The organism is Paenibacillus amylolyticus (genome assembly GCF_001570725.1).
Lineage (GTDB): Bacteria > Bacillota > Bacilli > Paenibacillales > Paenibacillaceae > Paenibacillus > Paenibacillus amylolyticus_A.
This window is the reverse complement of record NZ_BCNV01000001.1, coordinates 1,073,901-1,094,321: the sequence shown is the minus strand read 5'-3', so window position 1 is coordinate 1,094,321 and position 20,421 is coordinate 1,073,901. Positions and strand designations below refer to the sequence as shown.

15 protein-coding genes are annotated in these 20,421 nt (G+C 48.5%); 6 read left to right on the top strand and 9 right to left on the bottom strand.

The genetic code is table 11. The features are described from left to right. Positions 1-250: 250 nt before the first annotated feature. The 5 genes from PAHA3_RS05050 to PAHA3_RS05030 form a co-directional block, all read right to left on the bottom strand. Positions 251-3,331, bottom strand: a complete 3,081-nt coding sequence (locus PAHA3_RS05050) for a X2-like carbohydrate binding domain-containing protein (RefSeq protein ID WP_062833747.1) — start codon at positions 3,329-3,331, stop codon at positions 251-253. Between the two features lie 391 nt (positions 3,332-3,722). Beyond that, positions 3,723-4,604 carry an SMP-30/gluconolactonase/LRE family protein gene (locus tag PAHA3_RS05045; protein ID WP_062833746.1) on the bottom strand — a complete coding sequence of 294 codons (882 nt, stop codon included), beginning with the start codon at positions 4,602-4,604 and terminating at the stop codon, positions 3,723-3,725. Positions 4,605-4,619: 15 nt separating this feature from the next. Continuing rightward, positions 4,620-5,282 carry an SGNH/GDSL hydrolase family protein gene (locus PAHA3_RS05040; protein WP_062833745.1) on the bottom strand — a complete coding sequence of 221 codons (663 nt, stop codon included), beginning with the start codon at positions 5,280-5,282 and terminating at the stop codon, positions 4,620-4,622. 35 nt (positions 5,283-5,317) lie between these two features. Further along, positions 5,318-6,106: an alpha/beta hydrolase gene (locus PAHA3_RS05035; RefSeq protein ID WP_062833744.1), complete on the bottom strand. Its 789-nt coding sequence runs from the start codon at positions 6,104-6,106 to the stop codon at positions 5,318-5,320. 144 nt (positions 6,107-6,250) lie between these two features. Then, the gene (locus PAHA3_RS05030) at positions 6,251-7,084 is read right to left on the bottom strand and encodes an AraC family transcriptional regulator (RefSeq protein ID WP_062833743.1); all 834 of its coding nucleotides are present in this window, start codon (positions 7,082-7,084) and stop codon (positions 6,251-6,253) included. 128 nt (positions 7,085-7,212) lie between these two features. Between PAHA3_RS05030 and PAHA3_RS05025 the strand changes: the two genes are divergently transcribed. From PAHA3_RS05025 to PAHA3_RS05015, 3 genes are all read left to right on the top strand, one after another. Next, the gene (locus PAHA3_RS05025) at positions 7,213-9,240 is read left to right on the top strand and encodes a beta-galactosidase (protein WP_062833742.1); all 2,028 of its coding nucleotides are present in this window, start codon (positions 7,213-7,215) and stop codon (positions 9,238-9,240) included. Between the two features lie 442 nt (positions 9,241-9,682). Continuing rightward, a complete protein-coding gene (locus PAHA3_RS05020; protein ID WP_062833741.1) occupies positions 9,683-10,636 on the top strand; it encodes a helix-turn-helix transcriptional regulator in 954 nt (317 codons plus the stop codon). A gap of 38 nt (positions 10,637-10,674) precedes the next feature. Next, positions 10,675-11,361 (top strand): AlkZ-related protein, encoded by a 687-nt coding sequence (locus PAHA3_RS05015; RefSeq protein ID WP_062833740.1) that lies wholly within the window; start codon positions 10,675-10,677, stop codon positions 11,359-11,361. Between the two features lie 101 nt (positions 11,362-11,462). Here the strand turns inward: PAHA3_RS05015 and PAHA3_RS05010 are convergent, their stop codons facing one another. Further along, positions 11,463-12,977 (bottom strand): UxaA family hydrolase, encoded by a 1,515-nt coding sequence (locus PAHA3_RS05010; RefSeq protein WP_201028070.1) that lies wholly within the window; start codon positions 12,975-12,977, stop codon positions 11,463-11,465. Beyond that, positions 12,974-14,491 (bottom strand): tagaturonate reductase, encoded by a 1,518-nt coding sequence (locus PAHA3_RS05005; protein ID WP_062833739.1) that lies wholly within the window; start codon positions 14,489-14,491, stop codon positions 12,974-12,976. Before PAHA3_RS05005 ends, PAHA3_RS05010 begins: the two co-directional genes overlap by 4 nt. A 141-nt stretch (positions 14,492-14,632) precedes the next feature. Between PAHA3_RS05005 and PAHA3_RS05000 the strand changes: the two genes are divergently transcribed. The 3 genes from PAHA3_RS05000 to PAHA3_RS04990 all read left to right on the top strand — a co-directional run bounded on the left by PAHA3_RS05000 (position 14,633) and on the right by PAHA3_RS04990 (position 18,422). Next, entirely contained in the window at positions 14,633-15,559 is a 927-nt protein-coding gene (locus tag PAHA3_RS05000; RefSeq protein WP_082762720.1) for an AraC family transcriptional regulator, read from the top strand. Positions 15,560-15,741: 182 nt separating this feature from the next. Then, positions 15,742-17,730, top strand: coding sequence for an elongation factor G (locus tag PAHA3_RS04995; protein ID WP_062833737.1), 1,989 nt, complete (start codon positions 15,742-15,744; stop codon positions 17,728-17,730). Positions 17,731-17,744: 14 nt separating this feature from the next. Beyond that, positions 17,745-18,422, top strand: a complete 678-nt coding sequence (locus tag PAHA3_RS04990) for a tetratricopeptide repeat protein (protein ID WP_036670276.1) — start codon at positions 17,745-17,747, stop codon at positions 18,420-18,422. 112 nt (positions 18,423-18,534) lie between these two features. On the opposite strand, the gene PAHA3_RS04985 is transcribed toward PAHA3_RS04990, so the two are convergent. Both PAHA3_RS04985 and PAHA3_RS04980 read right to left on the bottom strand, forming a co-directional pair. Continuing rightward, complete coding sequence (locus tag PAHA3_RS04985) at positions 18,535-19,593, bottom strand: phosphotransferase (RefSeq protein WP_153028176.1); 1,059 nt, start codon at positions 19,591-19,593, stop codon at positions 18,535-18,537. A 92-nt stretch (positions 19,594-19,685) separates the two neighbouring features. Then, on the bottom strand, positions 19,686-20,312 hold the full coding sequence (locus tag PAHA3_RS04980) for a GDSL-type esterase/lipase family protein (protein WP_062833735.1): 627 nt from the start codon (positions 20,310-20,312) through the stop codon (positions 19,686-19,688). Positions 20,313-20,421 lie beyond the last annotated feature (109 nt).

Below are 20,421 nucleotides of genomic sequence, written 5' to 3'. Positions count from 1 at the left end.
CTTTCCTCTATATCTGTACAGGTTATACCAACTATTATATATCGGTTATAAACGCCTTCCAGTGTTAGCGGTTACATTAATTTTAAAATGATTGTACATCTTTTTATATCCTAAAACGATCCTTTAAGCAATGGTAACTCTCTATAGTTTACACTATATTTCGACAAAATAAGAAGCCCTGAATCGCCTTTCGATCATTTGGCGAAGCAGGACTCCTATTTTCAAACCTTTATTTCGTTACAATACACACTTAAGGTTCGATTCCCCACTGAAGACTTCCCGCTATATGACCGGTAACTTTGGTCCAGTCCGTATAGGAAGTCTGACTAGCTGCAAAGGAGTAATCATCGGTTTGTGTATAGTTGGTCCAATTGCTCTTGGAGATGCGAGTGTGGATTTCCGTGCTTTGTCCCGCATTCAGTGTTCCAGCCGAAGCCGTGAAGCCGATCTCAAGCACGTGGTCAGCACCTGTCCGTACTGGATTGAGTGCACTGAACGTGCCTGTTACATTCGCACTACCAGCAGTCGCCCAGTCAGCGAAGAAGTTCTGAGGCTGTTCCCCGTTAATCGTGTAATAGTATCTGATTTTCACATCGGACAGATTCAATGCTGTAGTCCCTGTATTCGTCAGTTTGAATTTGGGACTAATGGAACTGCCCGTCGCCTGAGTGTTGCTATTAAACATCTCAATGCGTATGGTTCCAGATGGTATAGCTGTCGTGTCTTTAATGAGCAGATTCAAGGTCGCAGGAGCGCCTGCGCTGAATTGAAAGGTTAGCGCCGCTGCGCCATTTGGCAGTGAAGCCAGGTAATTTTTACTTAAAACGACCTCATTGCCTGTTAACGTGTAATCTGTACCTGAAACCAGCGTTGCATTCCCGTTGCGAATGGATGCAAGTGTATTGCCGTTAAGTGTTAACGTGACTGGAATATTAACCTGATTGTCTGCTTTACGATCAAATTCGGCTGTAACCGGTGTAATCACCGAGTTGGTCACTGGTGTACCCCCGCCGTCACCTCCGCCATTGTTACCTCCAACACGGTCAGCATACAAAATTCCGCGGCCATTCGTTCCGAGATATACTCTTCCATACAGACGCGGATCACCCGTAATCGTGGTTACACGAGCATACTGATGCTGATCATCGTTGATCCGGACCCAATTGGCCCCACCGTCATCGGAACGGAAGAATCCACGTGTTCCATCGATCTGTGCAACCGTGTATAACGCGACAACGCTTTGCCCAGGGGCAGCTTTACCAAATCCGATACTATCTGCTTCCTCTACATTGGCAAGCTTCGTGAATGTCGCTCCTGAATCCGTGGAATGCCATAACCCGTAAGGACCTTCTTCCTCACTACCGCCAGCAAACCACAGTTCGCCTTCAACACCCGGAACAGCATCCAGATCTGCATTTCCTTCGATCGGAAGTCCGGTAGCCGCCGAGGCAGTGAAGGAAGCTCCACCATTTACACTCACATAGATTTTACCCGCTGCAAATCCATAGAATTTGTTTGGATTTACACGATCCGAAATCACTTTCGCCTGTGCAGGTATCCCCGTACTTGCCGTCCAGGAATTACCGCCAGTCGAATAATGTACGCCTTTGTCTGACGTGCTCCATACCAATCGGTTACCATTTGCAGAGATGGCTACAGTACCGCCTCCAGTTGTGCCAGCAGGTTCTGCATTGGCTTTATACCATGTAGTACCTCCATCACTGGATAAACCAATGGATTTCGCATTTGGATCAGCAGCATAATCTGCTTTACCTACGCGAACCATCGTATTCGGACTTAACTCTGCAAAATCCAGACTTTCTGTGGAAGAATAGTTCGGGCTCGTAAATATGGTAGCTGGAGCCTGATCCAGATTGTTATGACGGAATCCTGAGACATCCCCCACTCCACTTAACAAATGTGCACCACTTGGCGGGCTGATTAGATCCAGCACAGCAATCTCCTCAACACCCTTCGCCATCACTGAAATATTGATTTTCTTATCATCATCCCAGTCCGTCAGGTTCTTCGTTCCATAGATCGTAGCACCCGTTCCATACATCATGCGATCCGAATCAAACGGATCAATCTCCAGATCACCGATCATCCAGCCCAGTTTTGGAGATGGTTCAGGCGGGGCAGGCGTGATACCAAATGTGAGCCATGGCGCTGCCGATATATCCTGTGTATACCGCAATTTCCGGTTCGGATATCCTTCGAATTCCCATATGCGGGTCCACGTCGCTCCACTATCTGTACTGCGGAACAAGGTAGCGTCCGGCCACCAGGAATTCAATGTCGCAACCATCAATGTACCTGGATTCTGTGCATCGACAGCCAACCCGCCATATCCAAAATAATTATCCGTGCTGCTGCTTGGCACAGGACTAATGTTGGTCCAGACACCTGTCGATGTGTTCAGTTTCCAAACGTCACCTTCCTCCCCATCATAGGGTCCAACACCATCGCTATACGTAATATAAAGGCTTCCATTGGAATCAAGCACACCATGATGCGGAATAAAACCCGTAGGTTGACCAGCAATAGCTGACCAGGTCAGGCCACCATTCGTGCTGCGATATACGCTTTGAGCTTTATCCGCAACACCCACATAGATTGTCTGGGTTGCCTGCCCTGCCGAACCTGTTGTTTTGTCAAACGTAATCCATGCCAGACCTACGATGTCACTGGTATATTCATTCGAAGGATCTTGCACATAGTTTCCCGGATTCGGGAAGCTTGTTACTTCGTTCCAAGTCACACCGTAATCGGTACTTTTCCAAAGTCCGTGACCACTTCGTGCACCGAAATACAGAATACTGTTATCGTTCGGGTCCACGGTCAGACGTTCTCCCATCGAACGTCCCGGCATGTTGCCGCCCACTTTGAACGGAAGTGTTGTGGTCTGCCATGTATCTCCCCGGTCCGTAGAGCGCAAGATGGAGCCATTATTTTTGTCCCATGAATTCGTATACGTCCCGACTGCCATATACACCCGATCGGGATCAACCGGATCCGTAGCCAGTGCGTCTACACCGTTTTTGTTCCAGTCATCCCACCCGACAAAATCAGTTAACGGGATCCAGCTCTCGTTAGCCGCATTCCAGCGATAAGCTCCCCCGATATCTGTACGGGCATAGATCAGATCCTTTTCCGACTCGTTGAAAATAATGCCCGGTACAAATCCGCCTCCTGCACCAGTCACTACATTTTTCCACTCATAAGCTTCACTCGGTGCAGCTGCTGTGGTTCCAGCAAGTCCTCCCAGCGAAGCCGTTACCACGGCAACCGTTAGACTCATGATCCGTAATTTCCCCATAAACGTTCTCATTTTTACTCAGCCTCCTCTTCAACTCGGTAACTGCATTCCGGTCTTCCCGCTGTCTCAGCATGCTGATAATGGCGTGTCAGACGAATTCATGCATTCAGATTACAAGAAATATCACCCCCTTTCAGCCCTTTTATTAAGCGCTTACAAAACTACTCTTCATTCGTCGTTATATGGATAATTCTTTCAATAAATAACATTCGATAGCAAAAGACAAACACCTCTGTCCAAAATCCTATTTTTGTAAAATATTTTCAGTGTTTTATCTTGTTTACACAACAAAAAAGATGCTGTTTTAGCAGCATCTTTCGACATTTCATATAAAAGTTTAAAAAATAGCATCGTTTCTTTCCTGGCAAACCAGGCAGAAGTTCATTGCATGACTGGCAACCGTTTATTTCTGGCTACCATAAGCGTGAGTCTCCTGGCCTTTAACCCCTGGTCTGATGACAAAAAGTGAGCCAGCATCAGGTGTCTCCTTCAGACGTTCTTCCTTAATACCGGTACGTGCTGTTGTAATGTACAAATCTTCAAGCTCCGGTCCACCAAAACAGCAGGATGTTACTTGATCTGCGGGCACTTCGATCTGCTGTAACAGTTCTGATGTATCCGGGTTCCAGCGTGTGACTCTTCCTCCGCCCCAGTGCGCAACCCACAGCATGCCCTCACCATCGACCGTCATGCCATCCGGAAAACCGAATTCCTCGGGTATGTGAATGACGCTTGTCCGATTCTGTATCGTCCCGGCTGCCAGATCAAAATCAAACCGGTCAACAGCACGTGTCGGGGTATCAATGTAATACATGGTCTGCCGATCCGGACTCCAGCCCAAGCCGTTGGATGTAGACACGTCTTGTACCATCGTGCGCACAGGTTGTCCTTGTTCCAAACAATACAGTGATCCTGCTTTACTCTCATTATTCAAGCTCATCGTGCCTGCCCAGAATCGCCCTTGTGCATCACATTTTCCATCATTAAAACGATTGGTATCCTTATCTTGTTCAGGGTCCTCAATGGCATGTAGCTCACCCGTAAGCAGATTATACGTATGGAATCCACTGCGTAAAGCAACCACAACCTCGTCACCACGATACGGAACAACTGCGCCGACATGTTCACCGACATCATAAGTCTGATCCTGCCCTGTAACCGGATCATACACATGCACCTTGAAGCTTTCAATATCTACCCACAATAATCGATTGTTCTCCGCATCCCAGCTCGGGCCTTCCCCCAGTAAGGCCGGGGTTCGCACTGCTACAGTTACGTTGCTCATGCCATCACGTCCTTTTTAAGATTTGACGCCGCCTGACCATTCGAATCCGATGGCATCCAAGAATGCTTTGGACAGTACCATATGGCCTGTTGCATCCGGATGTACTCGGTCATAAGTCAAGACAGCCGTATAGAAATGATCCCAAAATGGAGCAAATGCAGCCTGTGTATCCACATACACCGCATCATACTCGCTGGCTACCCTGCGTACCGCTTCTCCGTAAATATCCATCGTTGCCCGCATCGGGTCTTCCGGATTGGCCTCAAGATAATAAGGAGACATCAGTATCAGACCCTTCAGATTGGGACGAACCGAAGCCACCAGTTCACGCAATGTGGATTCGTATTCTTCCAGAAACACATGGGAGTCTGTTGACAATGGGTTGTCAAACTGACGCCACACATCGTTAATGCCGATCATGATCGTCAACCAATCTGGTTTTAGGTCCAGCACATCACGATCCCAGCGCTGTTTCAGATCACGAATCGTATTCCCACCATTACCCACATTCTGGATACGCAACATCAATTCCGGATAGATAGACCGCAATAGTGCATGGACTTGCGCAACATAACCATGGCCCAGACCTGAACTGCCCTCGCCTACAGGATGTTCCCGACCACAATCCGTAATCGAATCTCCGATAAACAGAAGCTTGTCATTTTTCTGAAATTTCATCGTCATTTCTCCTTCGCTCCAAAGCGCTAATATGATTACCAGCCTTGATTTTTAAGCCAAGTCAAGCATAGATCAGACCAGGCTCGAACCGCGTGGTTGTCTTCAGCCAATCCGAGACCATGTGAACCTTTCTCAAAAACATGCAAATCATAGGGAATCCCATGCGCACCCAAGGCAAGGGCGTAACGCAAGCTATTCTCCACAGGTACAGCCTGGTCATCGCTGGTGTGCCAGATGAACGCTTCTGGAGCATCCGCTCTCACCTGTTGTTCCGCACTGAATGCCTTGATCTGCTCGGCAGACGCGTCAGATCCAAGCAAATTTTCACGGGAACCAGCATGTCCATAAGACTCCATCGTAATGACCGGGTAACAGAGGATAACCCGATCGGGGCGTGAACTTTGACGTTCAATGAGGTCCTCATGATCCGGTTGTCCCTCGTCATACAACGTTCCCAATGTTGCTGTAAGATGTCCGCCTGCGGAGAAACCAAGTACTGCAATCTTGGCAGGATTGATGCCGTACTGCTCGGCATGTGCACGAACATGACGTATGGCACGCTGACCATCTGTTATCGGTGCAGGATGCTGGTGAGGTGCTACCCGATATTTCAGGACAAATGCGCTTATGCCTGCACGGTTTAACAGTTCGGCTATTGGAGCACCTTCGTGATCCGCCAAAAATCCGTAGCCACCACCTGGACATACAATGATAGCGCTCTCGGAACCGGGCTGAATAAATGGAATCAAATGTGGCATTTCGTCTTCATGGCCTTGCGCTGCATAAGGTGCAGTATGGTCCCATAAGGGTATCGTTGTTGTCATCTTCAATCATCCTCTCTAGGTAGAACGGATACAAGGTGTCCGTTTAAACGTTTTCGAATCTCAGGAATCGATACCATCATAACGGCAATGACCCTCATGCATCAATACCTTCCTGGCATCACTTTTTATTCAATTCGTTACAGATTAGTATAAATTCCGGAATTGTTCAGGAGTGACTCCCTCTATCCTGCGAAAGGTAGCTACAAAATGGCTTGAATCCCGAAAGCCCACCCGAACTGCAGTTTCCCGGATCGTCAGGGCAGTATCCCCGGTCATGATTTCCTTGGCTTTGCGAATACGCAGCAGAATGAAATAACTATAGGCTGTCATGCCAAAGGATTGTTTGAATAAGGTGTTCAGATGTCTGGATGAGATCCTCGTGACGTCAGCCATATGTTCGAGACCAATCTCGGGATTCGCATAGTGCTGTTCCATGAATGCAATGAGCGGAGCGAGCCTCTCGACGGCATGAGAGATCGAAGACCGATTGCCTGTCATGCCATATTTTTTGAGTAAAATCAGAAATCGGTATATACCCGCTGACGCTTCGAGTCCCGACAAATCCTGATCACTGCTGATCGAATCCAGCACTTCCTGGCCGTAATCGTTGAACGGGCTGCTCTGCTCCCACTGATAGAACGCCGCTTCACCCAGACCCAGCGACTCCATAATTCCCGGACACTGGGAACCGCCAAATGTAATGTAAAGTGTCTCCCACTCTCCTTGGGCACGCACATATTCATGTGGCTCATTCGGGGGCAACAAAATACCTGATGCTTCCGCCAGTATGACCGTGGACCCAGCAAACTTGAATTCTCCCGCTCCCTTCACGGTCTGAAGCCAGTGGTAACATGGATACCCCACAGGTCTGGATACCTTCTCCTGATTGCCATTATAGCCAAGGCTCTCGATATAAAGCGGCAGCGGCTGATCACGTGATGTCATGAAATATCGTTGATGTCGTGGTGAGATAAACATGAGATGCCCCCTTGGATATAAGCCGAATTATACTTCCGTATTCTTATATACGTCATTACTTTTATTATATTTTAAAAGTCATATGTATCATATAGTATAGGATTATTCTTATACAAGAGGTGAACACATTGATTAGCAGCAAACTACCCAAAATGTTCTACGGGGGCGATTATAACCCGGAACAGTGGGATCACGAAACGCACCTTGAAGACTTGCGTATGTTCCAATTGGCAGGCATTGATATTGCCACAATCAACGTATTTTCATGGGCACTGATTCAGCCTGATGAAGTTACTTATCATTTTGAAGAACTCGACCAACTTATTAATCGTCTATATGAAAACGGTGTCTATATATGCCTAGCAACGAGCACTGCTGCCCATCCGGCCTGGATGGCGAAGAAATATCCAGACGTACTTCGTGTAGATGCCGATGGACGCAAACGCAAATTTGGTGGGCGCCATAATTCCTGTCCAAACAGCCCGACCTATCGCAAATATTCCGAGAAGATTGCAGATAAACTGGCCGAACGATACAAGGATCACCCCGCTGTTCTCGTATGGCACATCTCCAACGAATATGGCGGTGACTGTTACTGTGACAACTGTGAGAAAGCATTCCGCGTCTATCTGAAAGAACGCTATCAGACCCTGGAACAGGTCAACAAAGCATGGAACACGAATTTCTGGGGGCATACCTTCTACGATTGGGACGAGATTGTTCTACCAAGCAACCTGAGCGAACACTGGGGTAACAACAATTCAACGTTCCAGGGAATCTCGCTGGACTACTCCCGCTTCAACTCCGACAGCATGCTGGATTGTTATCGGTTGGAATACGATGCAATCAAGAAACACATTCCCGACTCCGTCGTGACTACCAATCTGATGGGATTCTTCAAGCAGTTGGACTATTTCAAATGGGCAAAATATATGGATATCGTCTCTTGGGACAGCTATCCTGGTCTCGCTACACCCGTCAGCTTCACAGCAATGGCTCATGACCTTATGCGCGGACTGAAAGATGGTCAACCATTCATGCTGATGGAGCAAACACCAAGTCAGCAGAACTGGCAGCCATATAACTCATTGAAACGCCCTGGTGTCATGCGTCTGTGGAGTTACCAGTCTGTTGCGCACGGGGCTGATACCATTATGTTCTTCCAGCTTCGCCGCTCCATCGGTGCCTGTGAGAAGTATCATGGTGCAGTTATTGAGCATGCCGGACACGAGAATACACGTGTATTTCGCGAAGTCGCTGAGCTGGGCAAGGAATTGCAGATCCTTGGTGACACCACGCTGGATGCATCTGTTGAATCCAAAGTAGCGATTGTGTTCGACTGGGATAACTGGTGGGCCATCGAAAAATCAAGTGGACCTACGGTTGCCCTGAATTATGTGGATCAGATTCATAAATATTACGCCGCTTTCTTCCGCCGCAACATACAGGTAGATATCGTCAGTGTGGATACGGATATTAGCAAATACGACATCGTTCTTGCGCCTGTGCTTTACATGGTTAAACCAGGATTTGCCGACAAACTGGAGAAATATGTTGAAGCAGGTGGAACATTCCTGACGACCTTCTTCAGCGGCATTGTCAACGAGAACGATCTCGTGACCACTGGTGGGTATCCGGGAGAACTCCGTAAACTGCTCGGAATCTGGGTGGAAGAGATTGATGCCCTGCTGCCTGACCAAAAGAACCGCATAGTCCTCAAAGAAGCTTACGGCGATCTTCAAGGAGAATATGGCTCCGGCATGCTGTGTGACCTGCTGCACAGTGAAGGAGCCGAAGTCATCGCGGAGTATGGAGACGACTTTTATAAAGGCATGCCTGTTGTAACACGTAACATTTATGGTCAAGGTGAAGCCTGGTACGTTGCATCCGACCCGGATGAACGTTTCCTCGATGGTTTGCTGGGACAGCTTGCAGCAGCCAAGAATGTAGAGTCCCTACTGGAGACACCGGAAGGTGTCGAAGTAAGCGCACGTACCAAAGACGGCAAACCCTACCTTTTCGTCATGAACCATAACGCTTCCACGCAATCCTATGATCTTGGTACAGCCAAGGCACTTGATCTGCTCACCAATCGCGAGCTTTCGGGAAGTGTTGAGATTGAAGCCCGTGGGGTACAATTGCTTGAAATGAAATAAGGTATTTCGCTATATGGGTCATAATGGAAGCCTATATTGCAAAGGAAAAGCACGTGATACAAAGTGTCACATGTACATCTCTTTTAAGCTTATTTTTGTCTTCAGTGAGGATATTGGTATAGATTCCATACCTTTATCGTCTTCTGTAAGCCAAAAGCTGCTACTTCCCGTATCCGTCTACATCGGATACGGGTTTTTGGCATTATCTGTGGTATTTTTGATAGAAGGAAATATCAGTATGTAAAGCGAATTGGACGAGACACACATTTTAATGAAGCCCGCCGGAACTTGCTTGTGTGAACCATGTAGCTGATCCATTGGAAAATAATGATGCAGCTGAAATATTGGTGACACTCATGATGTCACTTATAAGCTGTTACAATAGAATTATAACTACGACATCACTTTCCGGCGGGGCAATGAACGAAACGGAGTGGCTGACATGAACAGAACAAATCGGCTTGCCGCCATCGTTATGGCATTACAGCATGGTCACGAAACAGCACACTCATTGGGCGAGAAATTTGAAGTTTCCCGTCGCACCATTCTCCGGGATATTCAGTCCCTCTCGGAGATGAATGTGCCTATTATTGCCATTTCCGGTCCGGGAGGCGGCTTCAGACTTATGGAGGGTTACGTATTGCCCCCATTGCAGCTGGACCCGGTTGAGGCAGCGACGCTCATATTCGCTCTTGAGGGTCTGAGTCGCTACGCCGACACGCCCTTTCATGAGAAACGCTGGACCCTGATGAACAAAGTTAAGGCCATCATTCCGGATGATATCATGTCGCGTATCGATCCCATGCTCCAACAGCTGCATCATCATATTCCAGACCGCAATTACATCCTTCCTCATCTGGACGCGCTGCTGGCATGCATACCTGAACATGGATGGATCAATGTGCTATATCGATCCGTATCGCGTCAGCGATGGTTGCATATCTGCCCTTCACGGGTGTATGCTTCCTCCGGCTTCTGGTACTGTGAAGCATATTCCATCGAACATGGTGAGCAGCGTCTGTTCCGGGTCGACCGAATTATCGATGTCAAGGCGATCGAACCACAGGATACACAGGTGCTGAACGAACAGGCACAGCAACAGCAGAGCAAGCCGATCCCTCCAGAACAGCCGCCAACTCGGGTGACGGTGCGACTGAGTTATCGGGGGATGATTGAAGCCGAACAGGATGAGCATATCGGCGAAAAGATGATTGAAATTGCCCCGGATCTCTGGGAATTGTCATTCATTTGTCCACCAGGAGAATGGGACTGGGCCGTACGATTCTTTTACCGCTTGGGACGTGAAGCTGAAGTGATTGAACCTCTTCAACTTCGCAGCGAGATTCGTCAGCATGCCGAGGAAGTGAGCCGGATATACCTTGCTTCAACCAAGTAATCGCTTCACCATACTGCATAAAGGAGCCTGCTGATATCATGACATATGAACCCGTTGTAACGTACGAAGAAGCAGTACAGCGTATCCAGTCTATAGGACTGCTGCCTCTTGCTCCCCTATTTACCGAATACCCTTCACTGTCATCGCTAACCCCCAAAGAACATTGGCACAAGGATGATGATTTGGATCCCTGGTTATGGCGTTCACGCCTGGCCGAAGAGGGCATTGCTGCATATGGAAAGTTCGTCAAAAAGAAAGCGCTTCTTGTCTCGAGTGAATACTTCCCTTGGGTACACCGACTGCTTGCCGACTCCAGAACCATCGAGGAACAGTATGAGGCGGGTATACTGTCCCGTGAAGCGTTCAAACTCCATGCGTTAGTTGCAGAACAGGAAGGCATCGATGGACGTGCCCTTCGTTCTCAAGCAGGATTCGGAGCAAAAGAAGATAAAAAAGCATTTGACCGTGGACTTCTCGACCTTCAGGGCTGTTCAGCCATTGTGATTAGTGGCACCAAAGAAAAAGAAGGGCTCGCAGAAGGCAAAGTCGCCTGGAATAGCTCTGCGTACGAGACTGCTGGTCACTGGATGGAACGTCACGGCATTCAGCCGTTTGAAGGAACTGTTGCCGAAGCGCGTGAACTGCTGGTGGCTCAACTGCAACAACATGCTTCACCAGCGGCATTATCAAGCATCGCCAAAGCCCTTGGCATCCGTGGGATCTAAATAAAGCCAATTCCGGTTGTAGTGCACATTTCAACCGGAATTGGCTGCGGTTCACCAGATAATGCATCGCAGACGATAAACAACATCCAGCCAGATTGGGTTCAGAGAATTACGCCATCCTTGAATATGGCAATCTCCCGGAATCCATGCTGCTCACTGAGTGTGTGTGACCGTCCTGAAGCAATGTCAATCAGTTGGCTGAACAGCTGTACTTTCACCTCATCCATCGTGCGACCCTCCAACAGCTGGCCTGCGTTGAAGTCAATCCAGTGTTTTTTGCGATTCGCCAGATCGGATTGGGTCGCAATCTTGACAGTAGGTACCGGACCTCCGAAGGGAGTCCCTCGCCCTGTTGTGAAGAGCACAATATGTGCACCGGCTGCAGACAGTGCCGTAACAGACACCAGATCATTACCCGGTGCTTCTACAATGTTCAGACCGTTTTGAGTTACACGTTTGCCATAGCGCAGCACGTCGACTACCGAAGAACGTCCTCCCTTTTGTGTACATCCAAGTGACTTTTCCTCCAGCGTTGTGATGCCGCCAGCCTTATTACCAGGAGAAGGATTTTCATAGATGTTCTGGCCATGGTTCACAAAATATTGTTTGAACCCATTCACAAGGTCCACCAAATCGTGAAAGACCTGCTCATTGGCAGCCCGATTCATTAAAATCGTCTCCGCACCAAACATCTCCGGAACTTCCGTCAGAATCGCCGTACCACCGGCAGCCACCAGCATATCAGCAACTGCACCGACCAGCGGATTGGCTGTAATACCGGATAAACCATCGGAACCACCACACTTCAAACCAATTTTGAGTTTACTGAGCGGAAGCGGCTGCCGCTGTTCATGTTCAGCGATCTCCACAAGTTCTTCCATCAGTCGAAGCCCTTCCTCAAGCTCGTCATCTGTTTCCTGCGCTTTGAGAAACCGTACTTTGCCTCGGTATTCCGGAGCAATACATTCACGGAACTCGTCTACTTGGTTGTTTTCACAGCCCAGACCGATGACCAGCACGCCCCCTGCATTCGGATGTTCCACCAAGGAGGCCAGCAACTGTTGGGTATATTTCAGGTCATCACCAAGCTGTGAACATCCGAATGGATGCGGAAAGTGATATACACCATCTACCCGACTTCCAAACTGGGACTGACCCATACGTGCCAATGCTTCACACACTTTATTAATACACCCAACCGTATTCACAATCCAGATTTCATTACGGATACCGGCTTCACCATTAGGACGTAAATATCCATCGAATGAGCGTAGATGTTCCGGAGGCATATCCGTCTGAACCCGTGCTCCCGGTTGGTACTCATATTCAAGCAAGCCGTGCAGACCCGTCTTCAAGTTGTGACTATGAATCCAGCTTCCCTGCTCAATCTGCTCTTTGGCAATGCCGATGGAGAAACCATACTTCATCACATCATCACCCGGTGCCAGGATATGCACAGCAATCTTATGCCCTTTGGGCACGTCATCCAGCAAGGTAAAAGAAACTCCGTCTGGCAGTGTAATGCGTTCTCCTTTGGCATAATCCCGAAGCGCTATAATGACGTCATCCTGTGGTTGAATGGCAATCCAGTCATTGATTGTACTTGTGGTGTTCATTTCCCTTCACCTTCCAACAAACTAATTTCACGAACAAGTGCTGCACGCAGCCCTTCTCTTGCATCCAGATTTTCGCCCCAGATCAGGGTATCCGACAACACAGCCGCTACCCGCTCAGCCAGTTGGTTCTGATTCCTGTTAAGCGTGTCATAACCTTCCCAGTGTGCAGCCAAAGCGGCCAGGACATCCGGATCATCCCGCAGCAGAATGTCCTCCCCATTCAGTCGTTGTGCTTTGTAACCTTCTGGCGTATTTACAGGACGATAGAGACACAGTAATCCCGCAAACCCCTGAATTAAACGTTCTGGCCAGCTTCCCTGGTTTAGCTCATAGGATAATAGTGTAGGCAGCACACGCACCTTGAATTTTCCGATCGTATTTAATGCAATATCTTGCAATTTGTGATCAATGTACGGGTTAAGGAACCGTTCGAATACTTCTTCTGCGTACTGATCCAGCTGATGATCCGGCATATCCAGAGCAGGTACGATCTCCTGATGTACAGCTTCCCGGATCCACGGGCCAAAGTGCGAATCTTCCATCGTTTCTCTCACATGTTGCTTGCCTTGCAGAATTCCGAGTGATGACATTAGGGTATGTGCACCATTCAAAATCCGAACCTTGCGTATCTGAAACGGCTTCAGATCTTTCACCCAATGTACATTGAGGCCCGCTTGCTTGAGTGGTAGCTTTTTGTCCAATGATTCATCACCCTGAATGGCCCAGAAATGATATGGCTCTGCCGTATTAATCAACTGGTCCTCATAACCCCAGCGATTCGTCAGGGAATCGGCTTCCTCCTGGGTCGGCGCACCTGTGACGATTCGATCTACCAGATTGTTCAGGAAATGATTATGGTTCTCGATCCATGAACGGAAGCCATCGGAATACCCATAATCCTCACTGTGACGGAGGACACAACTGCGCAGCACATCACCATTGCCTTCGAGCAGCTCGCATGGCAGATGAATCAAACCTCTGGATGGGTCCCCATCAAATTTCAAGTATCGCTGATGCAGGAAAACCGTTAATTTCCCCGGAAATGATTGGACGGGTTCACCCTCGATATAGTCTGCCTGCATATATTTCAATCCTGATTCGGTTGTATTCGAAATAACGAACTCAAGTGAAGGCAGTTCCGCCAAGTTCAGAAAGGCATCCCATTCCTCATACGGATTGATACACTGTGAGAAAATGGAGATCAACTCTGTCCGCTCAACCGGCTTCCCTTGAGACAGCCCACGCGTGATCATGGTATATAACCCATCCTGATCGCGAATCTGCTCCAGCTTGGCTTTGCCTCCAGGCCGTGGCTGAGTAACAGCTACACTCCCATGGAATTTGCCTTGTCTGGCACTCTCATGAAGCATCCAGTCTGCAAATCCCCGCAAGAAATTACCTTCTCCGATCTGCAAAACCTTCACGGGACGCTCCATAATCTCCTTGCACTTGCGCTGACCGTCGTTCCCGAGCAAATTCAGCTTCAATCTTGGCCGTTTCGTGCTTGCCGACATGGACACTCACCTCATCGATTATTTGTACACTCTGAATGCCGCCCAAAGGCTTAGCACCCTTATATTGTAAACGCTTTAAATTCATTGTATCATCAATAAAAGGAAATTAAATTGCTTATATTGCGGTAAATATACTCTCTCATGACTAGCTATAACATCTCGTTGAAGACGCTGGTTTGGAAAGGAGTCTCTATGGAGCGTTCACCTGTTCGTACGACTATTCAGGCAGAATCCGGTATTCCGTTCCGCTTGGTGTACAGCGATACAAAATCCCCTCAGAACGAATTGCCGGATCACCTTCACGATTGGCATGAGATTATCTATGTATATCGTGGTCAGGGCAGCATCTTTATTGATACAGGTCTTGAGGATATGCAGGAAGGAGATCTGTTCATTATTCCAGGCAGTACGGTTCACCGCGCCTTGCCGGATGCAGGCAACCCTGTCACATCTTCCGCTTTGTTCTTCAGCCCGGGATTGCTGGCATCGACCGCCGGGGGAGCTGCTTCTTCCTTGCTGAGTCTGTTTGAACGTTGTCGCAGACAACGGGTGTATAAGAGGCATCTGGACACAGAAGAGCAATCACAGGTGGCCGCCCTTATTGATGATATTCAGACCGAATTTCAGCTCGGACATCATCTGAGTGCACATGCGGCCCTGTTAAGGCTGCAACTATTGCTTATTTTTCTGGAACGTCTGGAAGCCTCGGGACCTGCGAATCCGAGTAAATCTACTCCCGGTCCCTCGTGGCTCTCTTCTACGATCTCTCATATTGACGATAACCTTCGGAATGGCCTATCCCTGCATGAACTGGCCCAGTACGCCTCTGTATCCCCTGCTCATTTCAGCCGTGCCTTCAAACGATACACGGGCATGACTCTGACGGATTACGCATTAGCGCGAAGGGTCATTATGGCGAAAGAACATCTGGTGCAAGGCGATGAGACAATGGCAGCCGTAGCTGATGCTTGCGGGTTTGACAGCCTGCCCCACTTTTACCGTCAATTCAAAAAATTAACCGGCACAACGCCCGCAGCCTACCGTAGAACCATGAACAGTTCACGTTAAAATAGAAATAGCCCAGAACATAGGTGCCGGGTCTAGGGCGTGTCTGAAAACTCCGCAAGTTTTCAGACACGCCCTAATCATATATATCCACATATTCTTCCATATGGAAGATGTGGTATGATAATCTGGATTATTAATTGTCGGAAACATTGCATTCCGTTGTCAGAGGAGCTTAACATTCCATGTTAAACGAATTGAATCGCAGGAATATCGGCATCTTCGCCCATGTGGATGCGGGCAAAACAACTACCACCGAGCATATGTTATATGAAAGTGGTGTCGTCCGCAGTCCGGGACGCGTGGATGACGGAACAACAGCCACAGACTCGCTGGACATTGAGAAAGAACGTGGCATATCCGTTCAAGCAGCTATGACCTCTCTGATCTGGAAGAACACCATCATTGACCTTATTGATACGCCTGGGCATATTGATTTCAGCTCCGAAGTAGAGCGAACACTGCGCGTAATGGATGGCGCTATTCTGATTCTATCAGCAGTGGAGGGGATTCAGTCCCAAAGTGAAGCCATCTGGCATGCCCTTCGTTCACTTCGCATTCCTACCATCATCTATATCAATAAAATGGATCGGATTGGCGCGTCTGCACCAGCAGTAATGGAGCAGATTCGTTCCACCCTGTCTCCCTTCGCTTGCGAAATCCAAACGTATCAACTTCATGAAGAGTCATTTCATGGCATCGACTCCCTATGGAATGAGAATCAAGATACGCTGTCCGGTGGTACACCTTCCATTCCAGGTCTGTTCGAGATACTTGCCGAGCTGGACGAAAAAGTTATGGAAGCCTACATTCAAGAGACTGCGTTATCCCAAAAGGATCTAAATGAAGCATTCCTGCGGTATGTGCATAAAGGTGAGATGTTCCCTGTCTGTTACGGTGCTTCCGGCAAAGGAATTGGCGTCACGGCATTGCTGGATGCAGTCCTTGCATTTCTGCCTCCACCTGCACAGCCAGTGGATTCTCCCGTATCGGGTGTTGTGTTCAAGATTGAACGTGACCGCACGATGGGACGCACGGCCTACGTCCGCATGTATGGTGGTAGTCTCCACAACCGGGATACCATCTATAATTCGACGCGGGAGCTTGAGGAGAAAATAACGCAGATTCGCCGCATGGATGGACGGAAATGGGCAGATACCGGTGCCGTTCACGCGGGGCAGATCGCTACGCTGTACGGACTAAGTGACACCCATGTGGGTGACATTATCGGCAATCCTGAGGGTGTACCTCCACTGCCACAGATGGCTGTGCCTTTGCTGACCGTACAAGTACATGGCAAGGACCCGGCACGTTACCCCGATCTTGTGGCTGCATTACAGGAGTTGACGGACGAAGACCCCTTGCTTGATCTGCAATGGTTGCCGGAGGAACGAGAGCTGCATCTCAAGGTTATGGGAACTATTCAGCTTGAGATTTTATCCAGCTTGTTAATGAGTCGTTTCGGACTGGATGTCGTATTCGACCCGCCATCCGTCATCTATAAGGAAACGCCACGTGCAGCAGGAGAAGGTTATATTGCCTACACGATGCCTAAGCCCTGCTGGGCCATCCTACGCTTCAGAATTGAACCTTTGCCTCGTGGAAGCGGTCTGATCTATACCTCAACCGTAAGGACAGATGATCTGCTGCTACGTTATCAGAATGAAGTCGAACGGCGGATTCCCGAAGCACTGTCTCAAGGCATGCTCGGTTGGGAAGTAACCGATCTGCGAATCACGCTGGTGGAAGGGGAACATCATGTCTGGCATACCCATCCGCTTGATTTTGTCGTAGCCACGCCGATGGGAATCATGGATGGATTGGCGAGAACAGGTACCACTTTGTTAGAACCCCTCCTTCAGTTCAGACTGACGGTCCCGGAAGAATATGGCGGAAAAGCCCTCAGCGATCTGGTATATATGCGTGCAACCTTCGAAGCCCCCGTCATTGGTAGCGGACGTTGTATTATTGAAGGAGTTATGCCTCTTGCCACCTCAATGGATTATCCGGTGAAACTGCGTTCCGAGACAAGTGGCCGCGGGGTGCTCACGACTTCATTTGCCGGATATCAGGAATGTCCTGCAGATGTGACTCATACTCGCAAACGCAGAGGGGTTAACCCGCTGGATCAATCGAAGTATATTTTAAGTGTACGAAACGCGATTACATCATAAATGGAGTTGACTTTGTGCTTATTAAATTTCTTATCTTTGGCCTTCTATGGCGGATTATAGGTAATCCGTTCATTGCCATTCTGATTTTACTCGTAATACTATACTTCCTAGATCGTCGCTATGTTGGCGTATTCCCAAGCTTCACGAAACCCCTCAAGCGTATGCGTAACATCTCCCGGCTTCGCCAACAGCTTGCCATGAGTCCCAATGAAGTTTCTTCCAAACTGGAATTGGCTCGCCTGCTGATTGAGCGCAAACGTTACAGCGAGGCACATGCGTTATTGCTTGAACTGGAACGCCCCTATGAGCAATCAGCTGAGTATTGGGAGGCATTAGGGACGACTGAGCTTCATTTGGGCAACATCGAAAAAGGCGAACGTCATATTCTGCAAGCCCTCGAGATCAACCCCAGAGTCAAGTATGGACGTCCGTATCTCACCCTTGCTGGAGCCTTTAAAGATACGCATGAGGACAAAGCGCTGGATTATGTGCATCAGTTTCAGGAAATTCATTCCTCATCCAGTGAAGCTTATTATCTGCTCGGCTCAGTTCATCGTTCCCTCGGACGCAATGCAGATGCGAAGCAGGCTTACGAGCAATCCTTGAACGTGTACCGTTCATTGCCCAAATACAAGAAACGTCAGGAGCGCCGTTGGGCTGTCCGCAGTTGGTTCCGTAAGCGTGGATTGTAATCTCGTTTGATTCACGCAATAACACGCGTTTATCACTCTTCTAACCAATAAAGTGCACTGATCTCTGCCCTCGTTTGAGCAGAAACAGTGCACTTTATTAATAGCAACGATATTAATACACCAATATCTCACGCAGTTGTTCTTCATGATGACGCATCCAGTCGATCCGCTGTTTGAGCTTCACAATCTGATCCACAGCCACTTCCGGCTCATCTGTACCCTCGAACATGCGACTGATGAAATGCAAGACCACATCCAGACTGCGCAGCAAAATCAATTGAGGTATGGCCAGCAACTCTTCCGGTTTCAGGCTGACCTGTTCCCGAAATCCCCTGATCAGTCCCTCCTGTGCCTGCCACATCCAATCTTCACTCTTGTCCATGGTAAGGAGGTCAGACATCGGAACAGCCAGCTCCATTACCCGCAAATCCCATGTCGCAAATTCAAAATCCAAAATGGCACAGATTTCACCCTGCTGATCTGCCAACACATTCGAGGCATTCACATCCCCATGAACCAATTGATGCGGCAACTGTTCCATACCCCGCAGGGCTTCAAACAGTTCTGGCAGCACATGCCTCAACTGCTTCAGTTCATTCGAGCATGCGACCAATTGCTCCGGTGGTGATGTGCATAGCTGTAATAATCGTTCTGGTGAACAGAGCGGATACGCATCCTGAATTCGATAGTATGGTGGATACACAGGTTCAAGTGGTATATCCAGCGTAGCCATAACAGAAGACAGGGCCCCCGCCGCTTTACCGAGCCCTATCAATTGATCTGGTGTATGCCAGATGGGATTGACGCCTTCCCGATAATGAAACAAAGTCACGATTTTGGTGTGACCTGTGAGGTTTTCTTTTACAGCAAGGAATGTACCTCCCTCACTAGATAACCGTCCTACAGGTGAAGGTGTATCAAGCTTAAAGTTCGAACGTTGGAGGGCTTCCAGCACCTCGTGTTCAAAGGCGATTTTCATCGAATCATTATGTGTTTCATATTGTCTCATGACGTAATTAGCCCCGTCTACATGGAGCATGTAGGTAGAATTATTCATCCCACCCTTTCCACGCTCACCTTTCCAGTCCGATGTGAAACCATATAAGGCCAACACTTCGGATATGCGCTGCTGCTCTGAATGATGGAGGGAACCGGAATCGATGTTTTGCACCAAATATTAACCCCTTTATCTCACATAATGGAACTGTCCTCTAATTATCTTAAAGGAAGTCCATCACTCGGTCTAGTTCTGTTCCAAAGTGATCAAGAGAATGGATAGTATCCGGTCCGATTAAGCTGCTCTGCAATGACACGATACCCTCTTGCATTGGGATGCACTCTGTCCCAGAACAACAGTTCACGTTCACGGCCCTCAAACCTGTCATAGACTTGAGCACACGCATAGTTGCCTGATCCCGCTCCATTCAGAAACGAATTATATTGGCGCACCCAGTACGCAGCTTCCGTCGCTTGTGGATACGGGTTGTACAATCCGATGGATCGGACCATATACTCACTGTTGCCCTTTAACTGCCGAATGTGCCGCATGATCTGGGATACATTACTACGGGTTTCTCCGAGCACCTGTGTCATTTTGCTGGCATTTGGAATGCCATTACTTGCTTTAAACGTACGAATCAAATCATTTCCGCCAATGGATATGGTAATGATATCCGCTTCACGGAGCGATTGCCGCACTCGGGGATGCGAAGAGATCATCTGCAACATTTCCCCCGACGTCAGTCCATTCACGCCCATATTTTCCATGGATACAAACGTACGAACATTCATTTCCGCCATTCGCCGATATAAAGGAACAAAGCCGGTGCCCAGCAACGCTCCTGTACCTACCGTTAATGAATCTCCTATAGCCACATATCGATATACCATCCCGTCGCCCCTCTCTGCTGTGATTTCTCTGAACAATAATGAACTGCTCTATATCTTATGATGAGCGGCAAGCCAAGGCGCGGGATGGTGTCCTTAGGCATGCACCTTT

Bases quoted from the DNA above. Each gene is read 5' to 3' on its own strand.
- PAHA3_RS05000 (WP_082762720.1), top strand. From the start codon at position 14,633: ATGACTAGCTATAACATCTCGTTGAAGACGCTGGTTTGGAAAGGAGTC.
- PAHA3_RS05005 (WP_062833739.1), bottom strand. From the start codon at position 14,491: ATGTCGGCAAGCACGAAACGGCCAAGATTGAAGCTGAATTTGCTCGGG.
- PAHA3_RS05050 (WP_062833747.1), bottom strand. From the start codon at position 3,331: ATGAGAACGTTTATGGGGAAATTACGGATCATGAGTCTAACGGTTGCC.
- PAHA3_RS05040 (WP_062833745.1), bottom strand. From the start codon at position 5,282: ATGAAATTTCAGAAAAATGACAAGCTTCTGTTTATCGGAGATTCGATT.
- PAHA3_RS04995 (WP_062833737.1), top strand. From the start codon at position 15,742: ATGTTAAACGAATTGAATCGCAGGAATATCGGCATCTTCGCCCATGTG.
- PAHA3_RS05010 (WP_201028070.1), bottom strand. From the start codon at position 12,977: ATGAACACCACAAGTACAATCAATGACTGGATTGCCATTCAACCACAG.
- PAHA3_RS05045 (WP_062833746.1), bottom strand. From the start codon at position 4,604: ATGAGCAACGTAACTGTAGCAGTGCGAACCCCGGCCTTACTGGGGGAA.
- PAHA3_RS05015 (WP_062833740.1), top strand. From the start codon at position 10,675: ATGACATATGAACCCGTTGTAACGTACGAAGAAGCAGTACAGCGTATC.
- PAHA3_RS04980 (WP_062833735.1), bottom strand. From the start codon at position 20,312: ATGGTATATCGATATGTGGCTATAGGAGATTCATTAACGGTAGGTACA.
- PAHA3_RS05020 (WP_062833741.1), top strand. From the start codon at position 9,683: ATGAACAGAACAAATCGGCTTGCCGCCATCGTTATGGCATTACAGCAT.
- PAHA3_RS05035 (WP_062833744.1), bottom strand. From the start codon at position 6,106: ATGACAACAACGATACCCTTATGGGACCATACTGCACCTTATGCAGCG.
- PAHA3_RS05030 (WP_062833743.1), bottom strand. From the start codon at position 7,084: ATGTTTATCTCACCACGACATCAACGATATTTCATGACATCACGTGAT.